20 protein-coding genes and 1 pseudogene are annotated in these 18741 nt (G+C 67.8%); 14 read left to right on the top strand and 7 right to left on the bottom strand.

What is annotated here, in order from left to right; translation table 11 throughout:
* Positions 1-208: 208 nt before the first annotated feature.
* Positions 209-727 carry a pyridoxamine 5'-phosphate oxidase family protein gene (locus tag ACFVJ5_RS08025; protein WP_379219131.1) on the top strand — a complete coding sequence of 173 codons (519 nt, stop codon included), beginning with the start codon at positions 209-211 and terminating at the stop codon, positions 725-727.
* A 115-nt stretch (positions 728-842) separates the two neighbouring features.
* Entirely contained in the window at positions 843-1487 is a 645-nt protein-coding gene (locus ACFVJ5_RS08020) for a DUF4097 family beta strand repeat-containing protein (RefSeq protein ID WP_379219130.1), read from the top strand.
* A gap of 91 nt (positions 1488-1578) precedes the next feature.
* Here ACFVJ5_RS08020 and ACFVJ5_RS08015 read toward each other — a convergent pair whose 3' ends face one another.
* Positions 1579-2199, bottom strand: a complete 621-nt coding sequence (locus ACFVJ5_RS08015) for a TetR/AcrR family transcriptional regulator (RefSeq protein WP_379219129.1) — start codon at positions 2197-2199, stop codon at positions 1579-1581.
* 164 nt (positions 2200-2363) lie between these two features.
* Here ACFVJ5_RS08015 and ACFVJ5_RS08010 point away from each other — a divergent pair, with 164 nt between their 5' ends.
* Both ACFVJ5_RS08010 and ACFVJ5_RS08005 read left to right on the top strand, forming a co-directional pair.
* Entirely contained in the window at positions 2364-2972 is a 609-nt protein-coding gene (locus tag ACFVJ5_RS08010) for a CatB-related O-acetyltransferase (RefSeq protein WP_379219801.1), read from the top strand.
* A 5-nt stretch (positions 2973-2977) separates the two neighbouring features.
* Entirely contained in the window at positions 2978-4162 is a 1185-nt protein-coding gene (locus ACFVJ5_RS08005) for a macrolide family glycosyltransferase (RefSeq protein WP_379219128.1), read from the top strand.
* Here the strand turns inward: ACFVJ5_RS08005 and ACFVJ5_RS08000 are convergent.
* Both ACFVJ5_RS08000 and ACFVJ5_RS07995 read right to left on the bottom strand, forming a co-directional pair.
* Complete coding sequence (locus ACFVJ5_RS08000) at positions 4147-4881, bottom strand: ferritin-like domain-containing protein (protein ID WP_379219127.1); 735 nt, start codon at positions 4879-4881, stop codon at positions 4147-4149. The genes ACFVJ5_RS08005 and ACFVJ5_RS08000 overlap by 16 nt on opposite strands.
* A 188-nt stretch (positions 4882-5069) precedes the next feature.
* Positions 5070-5351, bottom strand: a complete 282-nt coding sequence (locus ACFVJ5_RS07995; protein WP_379219126.1) for a hypothetical protein — start codon at positions 5349-5351, stop codon at positions 5070-5072.
* A gap of 375 nt (positions 5352-5726) precedes the next feature.
* On the opposite strand from ACFVJ5_RS07995, the gene ACFVJ5_RS07990 reads away from it, so the two are divergent.
* Positions 5727-7178, top strand: a complete 1452-nt coding sequence (locus tag ACFVJ5_RS07990) for an amidase (protein WP_379219125.1) — start codon at positions 5727-5729, stop codon at positions 7176-7178.
* Positions 7179-7298: 120 nt separating this feature from the next.
* Entirely contained in the window at positions 7299-7643 is a 345-nt protein-coding gene (locus tag ACFVJ5_RS07985) for a DUF1330 domain-containing protein (RefSeq protein WP_379219124.1), read from the top strand.
* 11 nt (positions 7644-7654) lie between these two features.
* Here ACFVJ5_RS07985 and ACFVJ5_RS07980 read toward each other — a convergent pair whose 3' ends face one another.
* Positions 7655-8173, bottom strand: a complete 519-nt coding sequence (locus tag ACFVJ5_RS07980) for a MarR family winged helix-turn-helix transcriptional regulator (RefSeq protein WP_379219123.1) — start codon at positions 8171-8173, stop codon at positions 7655-7657.
* Positions 8174-8246: 73 nt separating this feature from the next.
* Between ACFVJ5_RS07980 and ACFVJ5_RS07975 the strand changes: the two genes are divergently transcribed.
* Entirely contained in the window at positions 8247-9728 is a 1482-nt protein-coding gene (locus ACFVJ5_RS07975) for an FUSC family protein (RefSeq protein ID WP_379219122.1), read from the top strand.
* Here ACFVJ5_RS07975 and ACFVJ5_RS07970 read toward each other — a convergent pair.
* Entirely contained in the window at positions 9683-10528 is an 846-nt protein-coding gene (locus ACFVJ5_RS07970; protein ID WP_379219121.1) for a DMT family transporter, read from the bottom strand. The two genes, ACFVJ5_RS07975 and ACFVJ5_RS07970, sit on opposite strands and share 46 nt — an antisense overlap.
* Before the next feature lie 412 nt (positions 10529-10940).
* Here ACFVJ5_RS07970 and ACFVJ5_RS07965 point away from each other — a divergent pair, with 412 nt between their 5' ends.
* Together ACFVJ5_RS07965 and ACFVJ5_RS07960 are read left to right on the top strand one after the other, a co-directional pair.
* Entirely contained in the window at positions 10941-12059 is a 1119-nt protein-coding gene (locus tag ACFVJ5_RS07965) for a hypothetical protein (RefSeq protein ID WP_379219120.1), read from the top strand.
* Positions 12060-12108: 49 nt separating this feature from the next.
* Positions 12109-12294 carry a hypothetical protein gene (locus ACFVJ5_RS07960; RefSeq protein ID WP_379219119.1) on the top strand — a complete coding sequence of 62 codons (186 nt, stop codon included), beginning with the start codon at positions 12109-12111 and terminating at the stop codon, positions 12292-12294.
* Between the two features lie 4 nt (positions 12295-12298).
* On the opposite strand, the gene ACFVJ5_RS07955 is transcribed toward ACFVJ5_RS07960, so the two are convergent.
* Entirely contained in the window at positions 12299-12865 is a 567-nt protein-coding gene (locus ACFVJ5_RS07955) for an LGFP repeat-containing protein (RefSeq protein ID WP_379219800.1), read from the bottom strand.
* A 492-nt stretch (positions 12866-13357) separates the two neighbouring features.
* A pseudogene (locus ACFVJ5_RS07950) lies at positions 13358-14011 on the bottom strand (DUF1906 domain-containing protein); the annotation flags it as partial.
* A gap of 232 nt (positions 14012-14243) precedes the next feature.
* Here ACFVJ5_RS07950 and ACFVJ5_RS07945 point away from each other — a divergent pair.
* The 5 genes from ACFVJ5_RS07945 to ACFVJ5_RS07925 all read left to right on the top strand — a co-directional run bounded on the left by ACFVJ5_RS07945 (position 14244) and on the right by ACFVJ5_RS07925 (position 18737).
* Positions 14244-14999 (top strand): prolipoprotein diacylglyceryl transferase, encoded by a 756-nt coding sequence (locus tag ACFVJ5_RS07945; RefSeq protein WP_379219118.1) that lies wholly within the window; start codon positions 14244-14246, stop codon positions 14997-14999.
* On the top strand, positions 14996-15394 hold the full coding sequence (locus ACFVJ5_RS07940) for a hypothetical protein (RefSeq protein WP_379219117.1): 399 nt from the start codon (positions 14996-14998) through the stop codon (positions 15392-15394). Before ACFVJ5_RS07945 ends, ACFVJ5_RS07940 begins: the two co-directional genes overlap by 4 nt.
* Positions 15395-15399: 5 nt before the next feature.
* Positions 15400-16950, top strand: coding sequence for a radical SAM protein (locus tag ACFVJ5_RS07935; RefSeq protein WP_379219799.1), 1551 nt, complete (start codon positions 15400-15402; stop codon positions 16948-16950).
* A complete protein-coding gene (locus ACFVJ5_RS07930) occupies positions 16947-17219 on the top strand; it encodes a hypothetical protein (RefSeq protein ID WP_379219116.1) in 273 nt (90 codons plus the stop codon). Before ACFVJ5_RS07935 ends, ACFVJ5_RS07930 begins: the two co-directional genes overlap by 4 nt.
* Before the next feature lie 69 nt (positions 17220-17288).
* On the top strand, positions 17289-18737 hold the full coding sequence (locus ACFVJ5_RS07925; protein ID WP_379219115.1) for a S8 family serine peptidase: 1449 nt from the start codon (positions 17289-17291) through the stop codon (positions 18735-18737).
* Positions 18738-18741 lie beyond the last annotated feature (4 nt).

Genomic DNA, 18741 nt, shown 5'->3' with positions numbered 1-18741 from the left:
GGCAGTCGCGCGCTGTGGCCACCCGCTCACGTCTCCATTCGCCAGGCCTGCTCCCGGCGATATTACCTCGAAGTAATATCGCCGCGGCGTTGTGCGCCTTGCCTGTCGAGCGGCGAAGATCGGGGCGCAAACATGACGTGAGCTGTCAAGGTTGTGGTCGAGGATGGGAATCGCCGGTTGACACATCACCCACAGATAAGGGACCGCCTTGCGTGAAACTCCAGAAGATCTCGCAGCGCTTCAGGCGCTTCTCGACGCCTCGCTCACCAGCGCCACATCGCACTTGCGATCGATCATCGACGCCGAGAACACGCTGACCGCGGCGGAACTCACCCGGACTCTCACCGGCATGTGCACCCTCGCGCTGTCCACCGTGACGGCGAAAGGCGAACCGCGGATCAGCGCGGTAGACGGACATTTCCTGCACGGACAATGGCACTTCGGCACGGCGCGCACTGCGGCGAAGGCACGCCACCTCGCGGCCAGGCCCGCTGCCAGCGTCGCGCATCTGCGCGGTGAGAACCTGGGCGTGTTCACGCACGGCACGGTCGAGATCCTCAACCCGCTGGGCGGTGAGCCCGGCGCGGGCTGGCCGGAGCTGCTGGCGTACTTCCAGGACTTCTACGGCGGCGACGCCTTCGACTGGGACAACGAGGTGGTCTACTACCGCCTGCGTCCACACTGGATGACGGTCTACGCGCCCGATATCGCGAGGCTCGCTCCCTGACCCTCTGTGCACAGGCGAAAACTCGTGCTTGCGTTATACGTATACATCTACTTATAGTGAGAGCACGCAATGTACGTATACATCTACGTACAACCTTCGCAGCCCAGGAGTACAGATGCCTACTTTCCAGACGTCGCAGCCGATTATCGTCGCCGTTGATGTGCCCTGCGGTGACGTCACCGTGGTCGCCTCCGATCGCACCGACACTGTTGTCGAGATCCGCCCGGTCGACACCTCCAGCAAGGCTGATGTACGTGCCGCCGAACAGATTCGGGTCGAGTTCGCCGGCGGCAAGCTCACGGTCGAGGCTCCGAAGAAGTGGAAGTCCTTCACCCCCTTCGGTGGCAACCCGTCGGTCTCGGTGACCGTCGAGGTGCCGATCGGCTCCGCTCTCGATGCGACTCTCGCGATGGGTCGACTGGTGAGTGTCGGCGGATTCGACCAGTGCGATCTCGAAGTATCCGCCGGTGACATCGTGGTCGAGCGCCCGAGCGGTTCGGTCAGCGCGAAGACCGCCAAGGGCGACATCCGCGTCGACGACGCCGCGCGGGGGGTGCTGCGACTGGAGACGTCGATGGGCGATCTCGAGGTCGGTATCCGGCCGGGCAGTGCGGCACGGCTGGAGGTCAACGCGCTGCACGGCAGTGTGCAGAACCGGATGGAACCCGTCGATCAGTCGAAGGCGAGCGGGGAGGCCGTCCAGGTTTTCGCGCGCAACCTGTACGGCAACGTCATCGTCGGCCACGGAACCCTCGTCTAGACCGAGGGTCTCGAAGCTGGTGTGCCCGTAGCCGTTCGCGTGCCACCTCGCCGTCCTCGCAGCGACCGCATCCCCGATCGGTGGGGGTGGGTCATCGGGTGAATGCGCCCGCGTCTGCTGCGAGGGTGGCGCTGGTGGCCGCGAGGTCGGGCAGGTGGGGATCGCGTGGGGTCCGTAACAGGACCAGGTGGTGGTAGATCGGTGCGGTCGCGGCGATCAGGAGGGCTCGCGCGTCGACGCCGGAGGGCAGCTCGCCGCGCCGGATCGCGCGCTCGACGATGATCTCGGATTGGGTGTAGCGGTCGTCCCAGAGGCGCCGCAGTGCTCGGGCGGCTTCCTCGGATCGGAACGAGGCGGCGATCAGCGCCATCGCGAGCGAGGGCTCCTCGGTGAACGAATCCTGGATCTCGTGGTTGAGCGCGGCGAGGTCACCGCGCAGGGAGCCGGTGTCGCGGGGGCGCCACTCCTGGCCGCTCGCCGCGTCGAAGAGGTCGGCGAGCAGGCCTCCGACGTCTTGCCAGCGGCGATACACCGTGGCGCGGTGCACGCCCGCGCGAGCCGCGACCGTGTCCATGCTGAGGGCGTCGTAACCGTGTTCGGCCAGCTCGGCGGTGACGGCGTCGAGCACCTGGGTTCGGATGCGCGCGGTGCGGCCACCCGGGCGGGGACGCGTCGGGGGAGCGGGCTCGGAAGCATCCGATGCGGATCTCATTGTCGGCAAACCGATCGCTTGACGGGACAGTGCTACCGTCGTAGCTTAGTGCGACAGATGTCGTATTAGGAAGCCGTGGGTGTTCGACCTCCACCGCCGCCGGATAGCCCACGCGCCGAAGGAGTTCCGCTGTGCCGCACGCCGACCCGACCGTGCTGCACCCCATGCCCGAGCAGCCGCGAGTTGTGCTGTTGAAGCCGCTGATCACCTCACCGCTCATCGAGGTCGGCGAGTACTCCTACTACGACGATCCCGACGATCCGACCGCCTTCGAAACCCGCAATGTCCTCTACCACTACGGTCCGGAGAAGCTGATCATCGGGAAGTTCTGCGCGTTGGGTACCGGAACGCGGTTCATCATGAACGGGGCCAACCACCGCATGGACGGGCCGTCGACCTTCCCGTTCCCCACCATGGGCGGCTCCTGGTCGGATCACTTCGACCTGCTCACCGGCCTGCCGGGCCGGGGCGACACCGTCGTGGGCAACGATGTCTGGTTCGGCAACGGCGCGACGGTGATGCCCGGCGTGCGGATCGGCCACGGCGCCATCATCAGCACCGGCTCCGTCGTCACCGGCGACGTCCCCGACTACGGCATCGTCGGCGGAAATCCCGCCCGCCTCATCCGAACCCGCTTCGACGACCGCGATATCGCCCGCCTGCTGGCCGTCGCATGGTGGGACTGGCCCGCCGAGCACATCACCGCATACGTGCCGACGATCATGTCCGGCAGCATCGACGACCTCGAAGCCGCCGCCGAATCCTCGAAGTGAGTGAAATGCCCTCTCGCCCAGCCCATATCGCGATGATCGGCATCCCCAGCGTCAGCCATGTCCTGCCGAGCCTGGAAGTGATCCGTGAGCTGGTCGCTCGTGGTCATCGCGTCACCTACGCCAACGACCCGGCCGTCGCGGACCTGATCACCGCAGCCGGCGCCGAGCTGATCGCGTGTACCTCGATGCTGCCGGTGGCCGACAACAACTGGCCCGAAGATCCTGTCGCGGTGATGAACCTGTTCCTTGACAATGCCCAGCTCGCGCTGCCTCAGCTGCACGCGGCCTACGAACACGACCCCGCGGATCTCTATCTCTACGACATCGGCGCCTACGCCGGACGCGCCCTCGCTGAAACTCAGGGCCGCCGCATGATCCAGCTCTCGCCCACTTTCGTGGCGTGGAAGGGCTACGAACACGAAGTCGCGGCACCGTTGCGGCAGCTGCCGGGCGCCGACGCCTACCAGGCGAGGTTCGCACGCTGGCTCGCCGACTGCGGCGCCGCGACCACCGATGTCGACGACTTCTCCGGCGTGCCCGATCAGGCGCTGGCGCTGATTCCCCGAGCGATGCAACCGCACGCCGACCGAGTCGATTCCGACACAGTGACTTTCGTCGGCCCCTGCTTCGACACCCGCCCGTCAGCGGGCTGGGACCGCCCCGCCCACGCCGAGAAGGTCCTGCTGATCTCCCTGGGCTCGGCATACACCCGCCAACCCGAGTTCTACCGCCAGTGCCTGCAGGCCTTCGGCGACCTCCCCGGCTGGCACGTCGTTCTGCAGATCGGCAAACACACCGACCCATGCGAGCTCGGCGACATCGCCCCCAATGTCGAAGTGCACTCCTGGGTTCCCCAGCGGGCGATCCTGCAACGCGCCGACGCCTTCGTCACCCACGCCGGCATGGGCGGCTGCGGCGAGGGACTGCTGGCGGGTGTCCCGATGATCGCCGTGCCCCAGGGCGCCGAGCAGTTCATGAACGCGGACCGGCTCGTCGAACTGGGCGTTGCCCGCCGCATCGACACCGCGGACGCTACCGCCGCGAACCTCCAGCAGGCTCTGCTCGACGTGGTCACAGAAGTCGCTCGCCGCTGCGCTCGACTGCGTGCCGACGCGCACGCCGAAGGCGGGACGATGCGCGCGGCCGACCTCATCGAAAAGCTTGCTGGGCTGAATCAGGTCCAGACGTAGCGTTGCGGATCCATCCGGTGCCAGGCGCGGTTCATTGTGGCGTAGGCGGCCCGGCGGTAGTGCGTCCATGTGTAGCCGCCGGCGCGCAGCGCGCGGTGGTGGCCGACCCACACCAGAAGCATCACCGCGAGGAACAGGACACGGTGGACGAGTATGGTGCATCGGTAGCGGGTGCGCGATCGGTTGTGCAGCAGCACCGCGAGTCGTTCACATTGCAACCGCACATGAGGCACCTCGTCGGCGAGGATCTGTGCGCAGACCGCGCGCAGAACCGGTGAGCCGGTAGCCCGACGGATCGCGTTGTAATAGACCATCGCCAGAACTTCGACCATGACCACGGGGGTGGTCCAGACTTCGATGTCGGTGATGCTGTACCGAAGTCTGCGAAAGAGTGTGTCGCCCCAATCAGCTTGTCGCCGTGGAATTCCCGCATCGTCCAAGATCCGACCCAGCAGCGCGCCATGGCGCTGTTCCTCCCGGATGAACAGGTCGATGACATCGCGATACGCGGGATCGTCGGTGGCAGTGGCAAATCGGTCAGCGGACGCCGCCAGATGCTGCCCATCCGACGTTTCGCCGAGCTGCCAGGCCTGCAGCGACCGGCGAAGGGGTGCCATCTCGGCGGTAGATGCCCCGACCCCGTTCGATTGCCACGGAATCTCGCGCTGCCGGAGCGCATTCTGCTGGAAATAGGCGAGCCATTCCTCGGTGGAACGCACTCTTCGGCCACCTGCCCCGTGACCGATCACTGATGTCGCGCTTTTCGATTCCCGCACAGCGTCCCCCTCTGCTCGCCTCCAGTCGTACCCGAAGCGGGAGTCGGCCGCCAGCGGACCCTGCGCGGGACCGACGCCGAGTCACCAGGAAGGTCAACTCTCGGTGACTCGGCGCCGGGTGTTCGCCTGGGTTACTTCCAGGACGGCAAGCAGCCGGCCGCGCGCAGGCGGGAGGCGAAGCCGGTGTCGACGCTGCTGCTCGATCCGGTGGCGGAGCCCGTCGTGGCTCCGGTGAACGCGGCGGCGAGTTCGCCACCGAGCCCGGCACCGATGGAGCACCCGAGCAGATTGAGGTCGATGGTGATGATCTCGTTGGGCTCCGCGGGGTTGTCGGCAGCCTCGGCTGGTCCGGCGAGGCAGGCGATGGTGGCGGCGACGGCTACCGCGACGGCACCGGCTGTGACAGAACGCATTTTTCTCCTGGCAGTTGATTCGGCGAAATTCCGGCGCCGATCAGCCAGTGGACGACAGTCGGCACCGCGGCAGTACGGCCCGACCGGTCACGGCGGGGCGACTCCCCTGACCGAACTACCCATCACATCCACTGTCGAAAACCCCGATCGTCGACAGGCGCAGTGAGACATCCCTCGCGTTGTGCGCAGCGGAATTTCGTGACCGACGCGCACCTGTGCCCCGTGGTGTCGACCCTGTGAACTGGGACGATTCACCGTCGATGGCGTAACGAGAACGCGATTTCCTCAGTGCGGGTGAGCCGTTGGCCGTACATGGTCGGCAGGGGCACGCACAGCGCGAGCGAGAGCCCGCGACAGCTCGGTACGGTCGCATTCATGGAGTGGAGCTTTCAATCGGCCGAACAACTCGCCTCCGCGCTGCGGGCTGGTTCGGTGTCCTCGGTGGAACTGACCGACGAGGCGATCGACCGTATCGAGCGTGACGACAAGGCGATCAACGCGATCTGTGTGCGCGATTTCGACCGTGCGAGGCAGGCCGCACACCGTGCCGACCAGGCGCGCGCCCGCGGTGCCGACAGCGCACTGCTCGGAATTCCGGTGACGGTCAAAGAGTCCTACAACATCGCCGGGCTCCCTACGACCTGGGGCATGCCGCAATTCGCGAACTACTCTCCGCCCGAGGACGCGGTGCAGGTGTCGCGCCTCGCCGCTGCGGGCGCGGTGGTACTCGGCAAAACCAATGTGCCGTTGGGGCTGCAAGACGTGCAGAGCTTCAACGAGATCTACGGCACCACCAACAACCCGTGGGATCACGCTCGCACCCCCGGTGGATCCTCCGGTGGGTCCGCGGCGGCACTGGCGTCCGGATTCGGTGCGCTGTCCATCGGGTCCGACATCGGCGGTTCCCTGCGCACCCCCGCGCATTTCTGCGGCATCTACGCACACAAGCCGACACTCGGGCTGGCCGCCACCCGCGGCATGGTCGCACCGCCCGCGACCGCATTGCCGGTCGATCTCGACCTCGCGGTCGTCGGCCCGATGGCGCGTACGGCCCGCGACCTCACCCTGCTCCTCGACGTCATGGCCGGACCGGACCCGCTGACGAACGGTGTGGCATACGACCTGGCACTGCCGCCTTCGCGCCACGAGCGACTCGCCGACTTCCGTGTCCTGATCCTCGACGAGCATCCGCTCATCCCGACCGGGTCCGCAGTGCGCGCGGGTGTGAACCGGGTGGCCGACGCACTGGTCGAGGGTGGCTCCCACGTGCGACGACACAGCTCACTGCTACCCGATCTCGCCGAAGCCGCGACGGTCTACATGCAGTTGCTGTTCGCCGGCGCGGGCGCACGTTTTCCCGCCGACGCCTACGAGCAACTACGGACCCGAGTCGCGCAGCTGAGCGTCGACGATCGCAGTCTCGTCGCGGTGCGCCAACGCGCGCTGGTGTTCAGCCACCGCGACTGGCTCGAAGCGAACATCAGTCGCGAACTCCACCGCGCCGGCTGGCGGCGACTGTTCACCGAATTCGATGCCGTCGTGTGCCCGATCACGCCCACTCCCGCGTTCGCCCACGATCACGACCCCGACCTGCTGGGCCGCCGGCTCGACATCGACGGTGTGGATCACCCGTACCTCGACCAGCTCGTCTGGGCCGGTGTTGCCACGATGCCGGGCCTGCCCGCCACCGCTATCCCGACGGGACGCTCACCCGAGGGTCTACCGGTCGGGGTGCAGCTGATCGGCCCGCAGTTCGAGGACCGCACCCCACTGCGGCTGGCCGAACTGCTCGAACAGAAGATCGGCGGCTTCCAGGCACCGCAGTAGCGCCGTGGTGGCTGCCTCCCCAGTACCTATAGACGACAGATTCCGGATCGCTGTCGGCCACCTAACTTGGTGAACACAACGCGATTACGAGCATCGAGCCGCAACGGACCGAGGAGAATCATGACCGCCTACGCCATCGCCAGATTGCAGGATGCCCCGCTGCACGAGGACATCGCCGACTACATTGAGCGCATTCCCGCCACCTTAGAGCCGTACGGAGGCCGCTTTCTTGTGCACGTGACGCCACACGAAGTGAAGGAAGGCAGCTGGAGCGGGGGCATCGTGATGATCGGCTTCCCGGGGATCGACCAGGCGCGCGCCTGGTGGGACTCACCGGCGTACCAGGAGATCGCGCCGTTGCGCTCGCGGCACATCGCGGGCGACATCATCTTGGTCGGCGGGGTCGCCGAGGACTACGACCCCGCCGCCACGGCCGCGGCGATGCGTGCCGCGCTGAGCGCCTGAGGCCGAGTGGCTCAGGATCCGGGGGCCGGCCAGGCGGCCGCGTCGGTGTTGCGCGCAACCCGGCGTAGCAGGGTCGCGAGCGTCTGCCGCTCCTGCTCGTCGAGTCCCTCCAGCAGCCGATGGTCGCGTGCTACGCGGCTGGGCAGTTCGGTGTCGACGAGATCGCGCCCGGCCGCGGTCAGCTGCAGCAGCACCACCCGGCCGTCGCGCTCGAACGGCAGCCGTTCGATCAGTCCGATCTTCGTCAGCCGGTCGGCGTGTTTGGTGGTCGAAGCGCCGCTGGTCATGGTCCTCGCGGTCACCTCGCTGGCGCGCAGTGGGCGGCCGGCGCGGGCGAGGGCGCACAGGATGTCGAATTCGCCGCGGTTGACACCCCTCGGTGCGAGCGCCCGGTCGAGCTGGTGCAGCGTCAGCGAACTGATCCGATTGATCCGCCCGATCACCTCGATCGTGGAGGTATCCACCTCGGGATAGGTCTCGGCCCATTCGGCTCGAACGCCGTCGACGAAGTCGGGGGAGGTGTCGCCCATACACTCATCCTAGCGATCGGTTTCACACTATTTCAGATATACTTTACTAGTAAAATACATTTAGGATGGCAGCGTGCCTGCCGCGACTTCTGACCTACACAACCCGCCCACCGCCACCCGGCTGCGGCACTCCCGTGGCGCGTTGGCGCACTCGGTCTCCGCATCCACCTGGCGGCGCGCGCTCGAAGTGCGGCCCGCCGACGCGACCGTGGCGGCCTCGTTGCGCGTCGGCGCCGCGGCCGCGCTGGTCTTCGTCGGGTGTGGCCTCCTCGATCTGCGGCAATACGTCGGCTTCGCGGTGCTCGGCGCACTGGCCTCCGCCTTCGCCCGGCACGAGCCGATGGTCCGGGTCGCGGCCAAGGTGACGCTCGTCGGCGTGCTGGTTGTCGCTTTCGTCGCAGGTGGTGGTCTGCTCGCGCTCGCCCGCGTGCCGATGTGGGCCGAGGTCGCGCTGATGTCGGTCGGTGCCGCGGTCGCGGCGATGTCGGTATCGGCATTCCGGATCACCGGTCCCGGCCCGGTGATCCTCGTCTTCGCGGCCACCGCGGCCGCCGGATACGTCACCGCCCCCGGCGATCTCGTCCACGTGTGCTCGGCCGCGGCGATCGGCGCGGCGGTGGGGCTGCTCGCGCAGACGGCTCCGCTGCTGGTGCTGCCCCTGGGTCCCGCCCGGCTGGCTGTCGCGCGGGCACTCTCGGCTGTCGCCGCGCTCGATCGCGGTGGGTCCGTCGAACCGGCCCGCGTCGCGATCGTGCACGCTCGGGAGAAGGTGGCGCTCAGCGGCGTTCGAGGCGGGGATGCGCGGCACCACCGTGACCTGATCGCCCTGCTCGACGAGGCGGAAGCCGCGGTCGACGACTGGACAGCGGGGGACCGAACGCGACTGCTCGACGTAGTCGGGCACGAGGCCGAACTGCGCAAGATCAAGCGGCGCAGCATCATTTTCGACCATAGTGCCGAAGTCGGGGTGTCCGCGCTGCCGCGTCCCGAGGGGTTCCTGGCGACGGGCATGTCCGGACTGCGCTCACGCGCCGTCCTCGACAACGCCGCGCGCATCGCGCTCGCCTCGGCCTGCGCGGGATGGTTCGCGGCGGCGGCCGGTCTCGCCAGTCCGCTCTGGGCGTCGATGGGTGCGATGGCCGCGATGCAAGGTGTCTCGTACGCGATGACGGTGCAGCGCGGAATCCAACGACTGCTCGGCAACGTCGGCGGCGCGGTCATCGGGGCGCTGTTGATCGCGGCAGGGCTGGGGTATTGGGCAACGGCCCTGGTGATCGTGGCGTTCCAGGTGAGCGCCGAAGTGATGGCCGCCCGCAACTACGCGCTCACCTCGCTGGTCGTCACGCCGATGGCGTTGCTGATGGTCGGCCTCGGGGTGCACCTCTCGCCCGAGATCGGCGTCAGCCGGATCGTGGACACCCTGATCGGCGTCACGATCGGCGTCGTCGTCGCGGCCGTGACGATCAGCCGCTCGGACCTGCAGCATCTCCACACCTCCACCGACGCCGATCAACCAACCGATCGACGGTCATCATCCCGAGTCGCCGCGATGTAGGCGCCGGCCAGCATCAACACGCATCCGAATAGTTGAAGCTGCGTGGGGTTTTCGTCGAGGAAGAGCGCCGCCGACCCCAGCGCGCCGGCCGGGACCAGCATGAGGATGGTGGCGTTCACGGCGCTACTGAGCGCGGGCGCGGCGAGTGCGACGGCGAGCCAGCCGATGAGTTGGCCACCCACGGCCGTCGCTGCGAGCCAGCCCAGGGCGGGCCAGCCCGGGGCAAAGTCCATTCCTTGCCGCAGGGCGGCGACCGTGGTCGCGGAGACGAGGATGAAGAAATAGGACTGCACCGGTTGTCCGGTGTGCCCGGTGCGGCGGAGCAGGAACAGGAACACCGCGTAGCAGAGCGCGGCGATCAAGGCGTGAACCGTACCCAGGAGCGGGTCGGTGCCGATGGACACCGACTCGAAAACGCCGCCGGTGAGCAGGATTCCACCGAGCATGACCGGCAACATCAGCACATACGTCCGCGCAATCGGCTCGCGGTCTACGAGCAGGGCCAGTATCGGGACGATGACGACCTGCGCGTTCACGAGAACCGCGGTCATCCCGGCTCCGACTTCGAAGACCGCCTGCGTCCACAGCAACGCGTCAGCGGCGAACAGCACCCCGGCCATCGCCGCGACCATGACCGCCCGCCGAGGCAGCGGAACGTCCCGACGACGTTCCCTGCGCGCGAGCAGCCACAGTGCGGGCACGGCCAGCGCACATCGGAAGAAGGTGGCAGTCGCGGGGGAGACCTCGGCCAGTGCGATGAACACACCCGAGGCGGCGATTCCGAGCGAGCCGACCGCCATCAACAGGCGCGGTCGTCTCCCGCCCAGGGGTGTCCTGAGCTTCGAAACCGTGTGCTGCCTTGGGCGGACCATCGGGTGACGCTACGTCGACCGGCAAGGACGAGCATCTGATTTTCCGGGGCGCGGGTTTCGTGCAGCCGCTGAATCGGCCGTGAATTCGTCATCGGTACGGCCGTACAGGCGAGCACAGTTTTTCACCAGTTCCGTAGCTATTACGTTTCGTTGACTGCGACCAAACGTAAACGTAAATCAGTCGGGGTCATTCGAACCGATCCCAGATCCTGACCGCCGATAATGTTCACTTATCGGAGGTCAGGTTAGGCATGGCCGGATTCGACTCCCGAAGGGGCGACACGGTTTTCGTTTCGTGCAATACGTAACGGAATGACGAAACCAACGCTACGATTCACCCGTGTCGAGCGTATGCAACTATCCGGGCTGTGCCCGTCCCATTACCCGCGCCGGTGGGCCGGGTCGCCCCTCCGAGTACTGCGATCACCCCGACCACACCCGGTGGCGGGCGTGGCGGGAAAGACAACGGCAGCAACAGGAGTCCGAGAGTGCGACCGCTGCCGTCACTGTGACGGCACAGGGGCCGGTGACGGTGGCGCGGCTGCGGGCCGACGAGCTGCTCGGGCAGTTCCGGGGGCTGGCCGAGCAGTTGGGAACCACGCTGAACGCGGCGGTCGCCGAGCTGCAGACAATCGGGGATCCGTCGGTGGCCGAGGCGCAGGTCCAGGCGGTCCAAGCCGACGCTGCTCGCCGGATCGCCGAAGCGGAAATGGCGACCGTGGCGGCCGAACAAGCACGACGCGAGGCCGAAGAGGCACGCGCACTGGCGGAATCGGTGGCCGAAGAGGCGGTGGCGGCCGCGGAACAAGCCGAACAGGCGGTGGGGGAAGCACTCACGGCCAGGGACGAAGTCGTGGCCTCGGTCGACGCGCTCACCCGACAGGCCTCCGAGGACGTGTTCGCGGCCCGCAGCGACGCCGAGGCACAAGTGCGTGCGGCACAACAACAAGCAGCCGACGACATCGACGCGGCGCGACAAGAAGCCGACGACACCGTGGCCCGGGCCCAACAGCGCGCCGACACCGAGATCGCGCACCAGCGCCGCGACGCCGAAGCCCGGATCGCGGCCGCGAACGCCGAACGCGACCTGGCGATCCAGCGGGCCGCCGACGCCGACCGTGCCACCGAACGCGCCGAACAAGCCACCGCCGAACGCGTAGAGGCCGCCGCCGAAGCACGCGAGGAGTGGCGCCGGGCCCGCACCGAACTCGATACCACCCGCACCGAACTCGACCGCACCCGTATCGAACTGGCCGAGCTTCGTCGTACCACCGCCACCGAAACCCAGCAACGCCGCGAGGAAGCGGCAGCCGCACTCGAGCAGGTGCGCACCGAAGCCTCCGAACGGTGGGCCGCGCTCGACGATGCCCGCGCACAGACGCTGGCCCGGGCCGAACGCGCCGAAGCGCAGCTCGACGAACTGCTCGCCACCACCCGCACCCCGCTGCCGCAAACATGAGCGGGGGTATCGGCGGCGGCGAGCAGCGACCTGGACTAGCGTCACGCACATGACCGAGCAGCCCGGCCCTCTCGAATCGACGCGTGAGTTCGCCGCCATCGACATCGACGACATGCTGAACGCCGACGAAACCTACACCGGACCGACCTCACGGACGCGACTGATCGCGATCCTGGTGGTGGTGGCGCTGCTACTGGGCGCCGCTGCCACCACCCTCGCGATCCTGCTGGCCTGACCTCTCACGCGGGCCGGGCCAGCGGAGTGTCGGGCTCGCCGGAATTGCGCAGTGCGACGATCTGTTCGGGCACCCAGTAGATCCGGCCGAACTCGAACGCCTGATAAACCCCGTCGTCGTGGGCGGTCTCGTCGGAGGCCGGCCAGCCGAGCTCGCCGTTCTGGTACCCGGCCGCCGCCCACCGCGCTCCGATCGCACCGTGCACCCAGTACGCGGGTTGGCCGGCGCGCCGGTAGACGATGCCGCCCTGAAACGCTTGTGCCAGCCCGGGGCCGGACCCGCGTGGATCGGGCAGTTCGGTGTGCTCGGCTGTCGGATAGCCCAAGGGGCCTGTCTCCCAATCCAACTCCGCGTACTTGTCCATGACCGCGGTCGGGACGGCGTGGGCATCGGTGCTCGGATGCCAGTACACGTAGCCGTGCTCGAATTCGGCGAAACGTCCCACCTCGTCCGGTGTGCTGAGTTCGCCGTCGGTGCGGCGCGCGCCCAACCACGGGGACGCGGCAGCACGGACATCGATGGCGTTCGGCCCGGTTCCGTCGGCGAACGAGGCGACGTGGTCGGCGAACACATCCCACGGGAAGTTGGGGCCCACATCGGTATGCGAGCCGATGCCGAGCGCTCTCGTGACGTACTGATGGTCGGAGATCCCGTCGCCGATGTGGTAATCCGGCTCGATCACCTCGGTCGAGTACCCGTGCCGGTGCGCACTGCGGACAGCGAGGAACGCCGCGATCCGCAGATCGCCGTCGATGGCCAGCCACTGTTGGCGCGACCAGGCGATCCGGCTGCCCGCGAAGCACAGATTCACCGTGAAAGGGTTCGCCGAGAGCACCGACCAGGACGCGAGCTCCTCCGGCACCACCCGCACCACCACCGCGTCGCGCAGTGTGTAGTGGTAGGACACGCCGTTGTCGGGGTTGTTGAGGTAGGCGGCCAGGGATTCGGCGGTGCCGTTGCCTTCCTGGGTGTGCAACAGGAAATTGGTGACGCGGGCACCTTCACGCGGGGAGTGCGACGGTCCGAGCCGGTCGATCTCGGTGAACTGCGGTACCGATACCGAACGGTCGAGCGCCCACTGCCCGAAGTCGGGGGCGAGGATGTCGTTGACGTCGACGCGGGTGCCGTCGATGATCGGTCCGGGGTTGCTCGGGGTGTCGATCATCCGCTGGTAGAGCACCGCGCGTGGTTCCCGTTCGGTACCCGACCAGGCCCGCGTCTGCCACGCCCAGCTGAATTCCCCGCGTGCGCCGACCACCCCGTCCTCGATCGCCCACGCACACGCCCGCGAATGCCCGTAGATCCCGGTCCAGGTGGTACCCAGTACCGAGTTCACGCCCCGGAAGAACTCCACGGCCGTGCTGTTCCACTGCGACAGCGAGATGTCCTCGTCGACGGCGAAGAAGATCGGTGCGTGTCGAGGCGCGCCTACGCTCAGGTGGGTGGTCAACGCCTGTTCGGCCATTCGGCGACCGCCGTCGAAACCGGTTGTCCAGTCCGAGGGGGTCGCGTCGCCGGGTTTGCCGTACTGCCAGATGGAGACGATGTCGAGCCCGGCGGCGGTGAGCGCGCGAGCGTAGTCGGCGGTGATCGGTTTGGCGCCGAAGTTCGCGCCCGGCCTGCTCGGTGAGATGTAGGCGAGAACCGCCGAATGGCTCGCCGCGACGATCGCCCGCGGTTCGATGAGCCTGGCCGCGAAATCGACAGCTGTAGACATGATTGACCCCCTGTATGGCTGCGTATCCGATGGAATTCCCGAGATGGTGGAACTATCGCGATGATTTACGCTGGTACCCGAGGATCGGTACCGGGGTGAGGATCTCACCGTGCATCATTCTAAACGAAACACTTACTCCCGCACCGGCGTTCACCAACGAACAGGGTAGTACCCGAATTCGGGAGTAGTTTCACTCACGCGTGCAGGCCCGTGGGCCCGCTAACCTTTCGCCATGGTGGCGCAGCTGATGTGGGGGATCCCGACGCACGGGTTCTTCGTCGCGCTCGGTGTCGCCGTGGCGGCGGTGGTGTTCGTGGCCGAATGCCGGCGCCGCGACGCGCTGCGCGAAGAGTCCCTGGTCGCGGTCACCGGGGCGCTGGTCGGTGGGGCGATCGGCATGCGGTTGTCGAGTCTGGTCGAGACCCTCGATCCGTACGAGAGCTGGATGTTCGGTGCGCGCAGCGTGCTCGGCGGATTGTTCGGCGCGTATGTGGGCGTGTTGATCGCGAAACGGATCATCGGTTATCGGGAACGGACCGGTGACCTGTTCGCACCCGCGGTGGCGCTGGGCATGGCGGTGGGGCGCATCGGCTGCTTGCTCACCGAGGCGCCGGGACGGCCGACGAACCTGCCGTGGGGAATCCACGCGCCAGCGACGGTGCCGCAGTGCCCCGGGTGCGTGGCCGGTGTCGCGATGCATCCGAGCTTTCTCTACGAAATCGTGTTCCAGCTGGCCGCTTTCGGCGCACTGTGGTGGTTGCGCGACCGGATCAGCACGCCGGGTGAGCTGTTCACCCTCTACGTCGGGGCGTACGCGATCTTCCGGTTCCTGGTCGAGTTCACCCGCGCCAACGACACCGTGTGGCTGGATCTGACACGCCCGCAATGGTTCCTGCTGCCGGGACTGGTCCTGGTCGCGGTGCGCTGGAGCATCGGCTACCGGCGCGGGAACTACGAGGGTGTACTTCGACGAAAGGTTGCGGCATGAACTTTCCTCCCGGACCACCACCGAACATGCCGCCCCCACCGCCGCAGCAGGGCGGGAAGCCTCCGGGGCAGGGCGGTCAGGTCGCGGCGATGGCGTTGGCCGGGGCGATGGCGTTCATCGTGGCCAACGCGATGGCGGGATTCTTCGTGTTCATGGTCGTGGCCTCCATCAATGACGACGCCGCGACCAAAGCGCTGTTCGGGCTGACCGCGGTGGTCAGCGCGGCAGCGGCTTTCGGGGGTGGCTGGCTGTTGATCCGGCGCAAACGGCCCGCGCCCAAAGGGTTCGGGATGGGGCTGATGATCGGGTGGTCGCTGGTCACGGTGTGCACGGCGGGTTTGTGCACGGCCATCAACCCCGAGCTGTACACGGGCATGTTCGGGTTGGCGCGATGACCGGCATGCCGTTGCGGGGCGATCGGATCCTGCGCTATGTCACCGCGTTCTGTCCCCGCTGCCACGACGAACACCCCGACACCGCGCTGCCCGATGTCGCGAGGCTGTCGGGGTGGCTCGCCGAACGGGGCGGGAAGGTCTTTCTCGAACGAGGGTGTCGAACCCACGGCATGGTGCGCACCCTCTATGACGAGGACCCCGAAATCCTGGCCTACCTCGAAGAATGGACCGCTCCGACCAAAGCGCACCTGCCCGACGCCGTGGGCAATTTCGACCCGGTGCCCTCGGCGTATCTGCGAGGGCTGCCCGAGATGCAGACCCAGCACACCTGCATCCTGCTCGAAGACATCATCGACAGCTGTAACCTGCGCTGTCCCACCTGTTTCGCCGACTCCTCGCCCGAACTGCGTGGGGTGGTGTCGGTCGAGGACGTGCTGGCCAATGTCGATCAACGCCTTGCCCGCGAGAACGGGCGCCTGGACGTGTTGATGCTCAGCGGCGGCGAACCGACCCTGCATCCACAGTTGGCGCGGCTGCTGACCGCATTGACCGCACGGCCGATCACCCGGATCCTGCTCAACACCAACGGTCTGCGCATCGCCGTCGACGACGAACTGCTGGCGCTGCTGCGCGCGCATCGCGACCGGGTCGAGGTGTATCTGCAATACGACGGGGAAACCGCACAGGCCTCACGCCATCACCGTGGCGGTGACCTGCGGGTCCGCAAACAGCAGGCGCTGCAACGGCTGTCGTCGAACGCCGTCTTCACCACCTTGGTGATGACCGTGGCGCTGGGTGTCAACGACGACGAGATCGGCGCGGTCGTGCGCACCGCCATGGACACACCCTTCGTCGGCGGGGTCTCGATCCAACCGCAATTCGGTTCCGGGCGTTCGGGAGCGATCGACCCGATGAGCCGGCTCACCCACACCGGTGTGCTGGCCCGACTCGGCCCTCAGACCGACGGGTTGGTGACCTGGCGTGACCTCACCGCGCTGCCGTGCTCGCATCCACATTGCTGCTCGGTGGGCTACCTGCTGCGAGACGACGCGGGCGAATGGCGGTCGCTGGTCTCGCTGATCGGGCACGAGAGGTTGAAGCAGCAGCTGGGACTGGTGTCCAATCGGATCGCGGACTCGGCGCTGCCCGCCGAACTGCGGGTGGCGGTACAGGAATCGTTGCTGGGATTGCTCTCGGAGCAGTCGTCGCTGTCGCATCCGGAGATCGGGCGGGTGTGGCGCAACATCTGCGAGAACTGCGATCTGGGGATGTCCACCCTGCTCACGCTGGCGTCGTCGGCGTTGCCGGGGCGGCGTCAACGGTTGCGGACTCTGCTCGGGGAACGCGTTGTGCGGATCACGGTGAAACCGTTCATGGATATGTCGACGATGATCGAGGAACGGCTCACCCAGTGCTGCGTGCACGTGGGGACCCGTGCCGACGCCGATCAGTGCGCGCCGTTCTGTGCGGTGCAGGCCTGGCCCGCGCTGTCGCGGCAGCGGTTGTCGGCGGCGGCACCGGCAGGGCGGGTGTTGTTGCCGGTGGAGGTGCGGTGAGCGAGCGCGGGGTCTATTACGAGGAGGCGATGCGCGGGCAGCAACCGCACGACCCGTTGACGTTGTGTGTGGTCGCGACCGTGGCGTTGCTGACGTGGTTGGTGGGGCCGTGGGCGGTGGTCGGGTTCGGTGCGCTCGCGTTCGTCGGATACTGGCGGGCGTGGCGGGCCGGGTTGCAGCGCAGTCGATGCTGGTTGCGCGATACCCGGCTGGTGCTGGGGTATGTCGGGGCGATCGCCGTGATCGGGGTCGTCGCCGCGGTGTGGTAGCGGCGTGTCGCCAAAGCCGGTGTGGCAGAACAGTAGCGGGCGGGCGCGGGGCACGGTTGACTGGTAGCCATGGCCTCCACCCGATCCAGCAGGCAGCGCCGACCAGGGGTGCCTGCAACCTCGGTCCCGCCGGGCGAACTGATCGTTGTCACCACGCCGACCGGCCCGGAGATCACGCCGATCGCCCTGCGCGAGAACCGGTCCGTACGCACCAGGGTCGATGAACTCCTGCCCGCCGCCGCGCGTCTGGTACCGATCTTCGGTCCGGACAACCGGCTCGCGGCCCGCCTGGCCGACACACCGCAGGCGTCGGTCGCGGGGGAGTACCTCAGTTACTACTCGGTGCACGGTGAACTGGGCGACCTCGGAGAGCTCGCGCACCGGCTGCGCGAGGACGACACCGTCGCCGCCGCCTACGTCAAGCCTGCGGCCGAGCCGCCGCTTGCCCCTCTCGCGGAGAACATCGTCGTCCCGCGAGCGCCCGCTGTGACGCCCGATTTCCGGGTCAGGCAGGCCTATCTGGACGCCGCACCCCACGGCATCGACGCGGTGTGGGCCCACGGCAGGCCCGGCGGGCTCGGAACCGGCGTGCGGGTGATCGACGTCGAGGGCGCGTGGCGGTTCACCCACGAGGATCTGCGACAGAACCAGGGCGGAGTCATCGGCGGCACCGCCTCCGCGGACCTGGGATGGCGCAACCACGGCACCGCCGTCGCCGGCGAGATCAGCGGCGACCTCAACGAATTCGGCGTCACCGGGATCGCACCCGAAGCCCACATCAGGGCCATCTCCATCTTCGGCATCGGCTCGGCCGCCGCGATCCGCTCCGCGGCCGACGCCCTGAACCCCGGCGACATCGTTCTCATCGAACTGCACCGCCCCGGACCACGATTCGACTACCAGGGCACTCCCGATCAGCGCGGCTACATCGCTGTGGAGTGGTGGCCCGACGACTTCGCCGCCATCCGCTACGCGGTGAGCCGGGGCATCGTCGTCGTCGAAGCGGCGGGCAACGGCGGCGAGAACCTCGACGACGCCGTCTACGACACCCGCCCCGGCGATTTCCCCGCCACCTGGCACAACCCGTTCCGCGCGGGGCCCGCCGACTCCGGCGCCATCCTGGTCGGCGCGGGCGCCCCACCGCCGGGCCTGCACGGCCGTGACCACGGACCCGCCCGCTCTCGCCTGGACTTCTCCAACCACGGCGCCCGCCTCGACACCCAGGGCTGGGGCCGCGAAGTCACCACCACCGGCTACGGCGACCTGCAAGGCGGCCCCGACGAAGACCTCTGGTACACCGACGAATTCAGCGGCACCTCCAGCGCGTCCCCGATCGTCGTCGGCGCCATCGCCGCCTACCAGGGCATCCGCACCACCGGCCCCGGCCGCGCGACCCCCGACCAGATCCGAACCCTGCTCCGCACGACCGGCTCGCCCCAAACCGCCGCCCCCGGCCGTCCGACCACCCAGCGCATCGGCACCTTGCCCGACCTGCGCGCCATGACCGCGAAAGGCTGAGGCA

It is taken from the genome of Nocardia sp. NPDC127606 (genome assembly GCF_042671725.1).
Lineage (GTDB): Bacteria > Actinomycetota > Actinomycetes > Mycobacteriales > Mycobacteriaceae > Nocardia.
The sequence above is the reverse complement of the archived record's forward strand: the minus strand, read 5'-3'. Positions and strand labels throughout refer to the sequence as shown.

What these genes read in the sequence shown, in the direction of transcription:
- ACFVJ5_RS08020 (WP_379219130.1), top strand. Translation starts at nt 843, where the DNA reads ATGCCTACTTTCCAGACGTCGCAGCCGATTATCGTCGCCGTTGATGTG.
- ACFVJ5_RS08015 (WP_379219129.1), bottom strand. Translation starts at nt 2,199, where the DNA reads ATGAGATCCGCATCGGATGCTTCCGAGCCCGCTCCCCCGACGCGTCCC.
- ACFVJ5_RS08010 (WP_379219801.1), top strand. Translation starts at nt 2,364, where the DNA reads ATGCCCGAGCAGCCGCGAGTTGTGCTGTTGAAGCCGCTGATCACCTCA.
- ACFVJ5_RS08005 (WP_379219128.1), top strand. Translation starts at nt 2,978, where the DNA reads ATGCCCTCTCGCCCAGCCCATATCGCGATGATCGGCATCCCCAGCGTC.
- ACFVJ5_RS07995 (WP_379219126.1), bottom strand. Translation starts at nt 5,351, where the DNA reads ATGCGTTCTGTCACAGCCGGTGCCGTCGCGGTAGCCGTCGCCGCCACC.
- ACFVJ5_RS07990 (WP_379219125.1), top strand. Translation starts at nt 5,727, where the DNA reads ATGGAGTGGAGCTTTCAATCGGCCGAACAACTCGCCTCCGCGCTGCGG.
- ACFVJ5_RS07985 (WP_379219124.1), top strand. Translation starts at nt 7,299, where the DNA reads ATGACCGCCTACGCCATCGCCAGATTGCAGGATGCCCCGCTGCACGAG.
- ACFVJ5_RS07980 (WP_379219123.1), bottom strand. Translation starts at nt 8,173, where the DNA reads ATGGGCGACACCTCCCCCGACTTCGTCGACGGCGTTCGAGCCGAATGG.
- ACFVJ5_RS07970 (WP_379219121.1), bottom strand. Translation starts at nt 10,528, where the DNA reads ATGGCGGTCGGCTCGCTCGGAATCGCCGCCTCGGGTGTGTTCATCGCA.
- ACFVJ5_RS07960 (WP_379219119.1), top strand. Translation starts at nt 12,109, where the DNA reads ATGACCGAGCAGCCCGGCCCTCTCGAATCGACGCGTGAGTTCGCCGCC.
- ACFVJ5_RS07945 (WP_379219118.1), top strand. Translation starts at nt 14,244, where the DNA reads ATGGTGGCGCAGCTGATGTGGGGGATCCCGACGCACGGGTTCTTCGTC.
- ACFVJ5_RS07940 (WP_379219117.1), top strand. Translation starts at nt 14,996, where the DNA reads ATGAACTTTCCTCCCGGACCACCACCGAACATGCCGCCCCCACCGCCG.
- ACFVJ5_RS07935 (WP_379219799.1), top strand. Translation starts at nt 15,400, where the DNA reads ATGCCGTTGCGGGGCGATCGGATCCTGCGCTATGTCACCGCGTTCTGT.
- ACFVJ5_RS07925 (WP_379219115.1), top strand. Translation starts at nt 17,289, where the DNA reads ATGGCCTCCACCCGATCCAGCAGGCAGCGCCGACCAGGGGTGCCTGCA.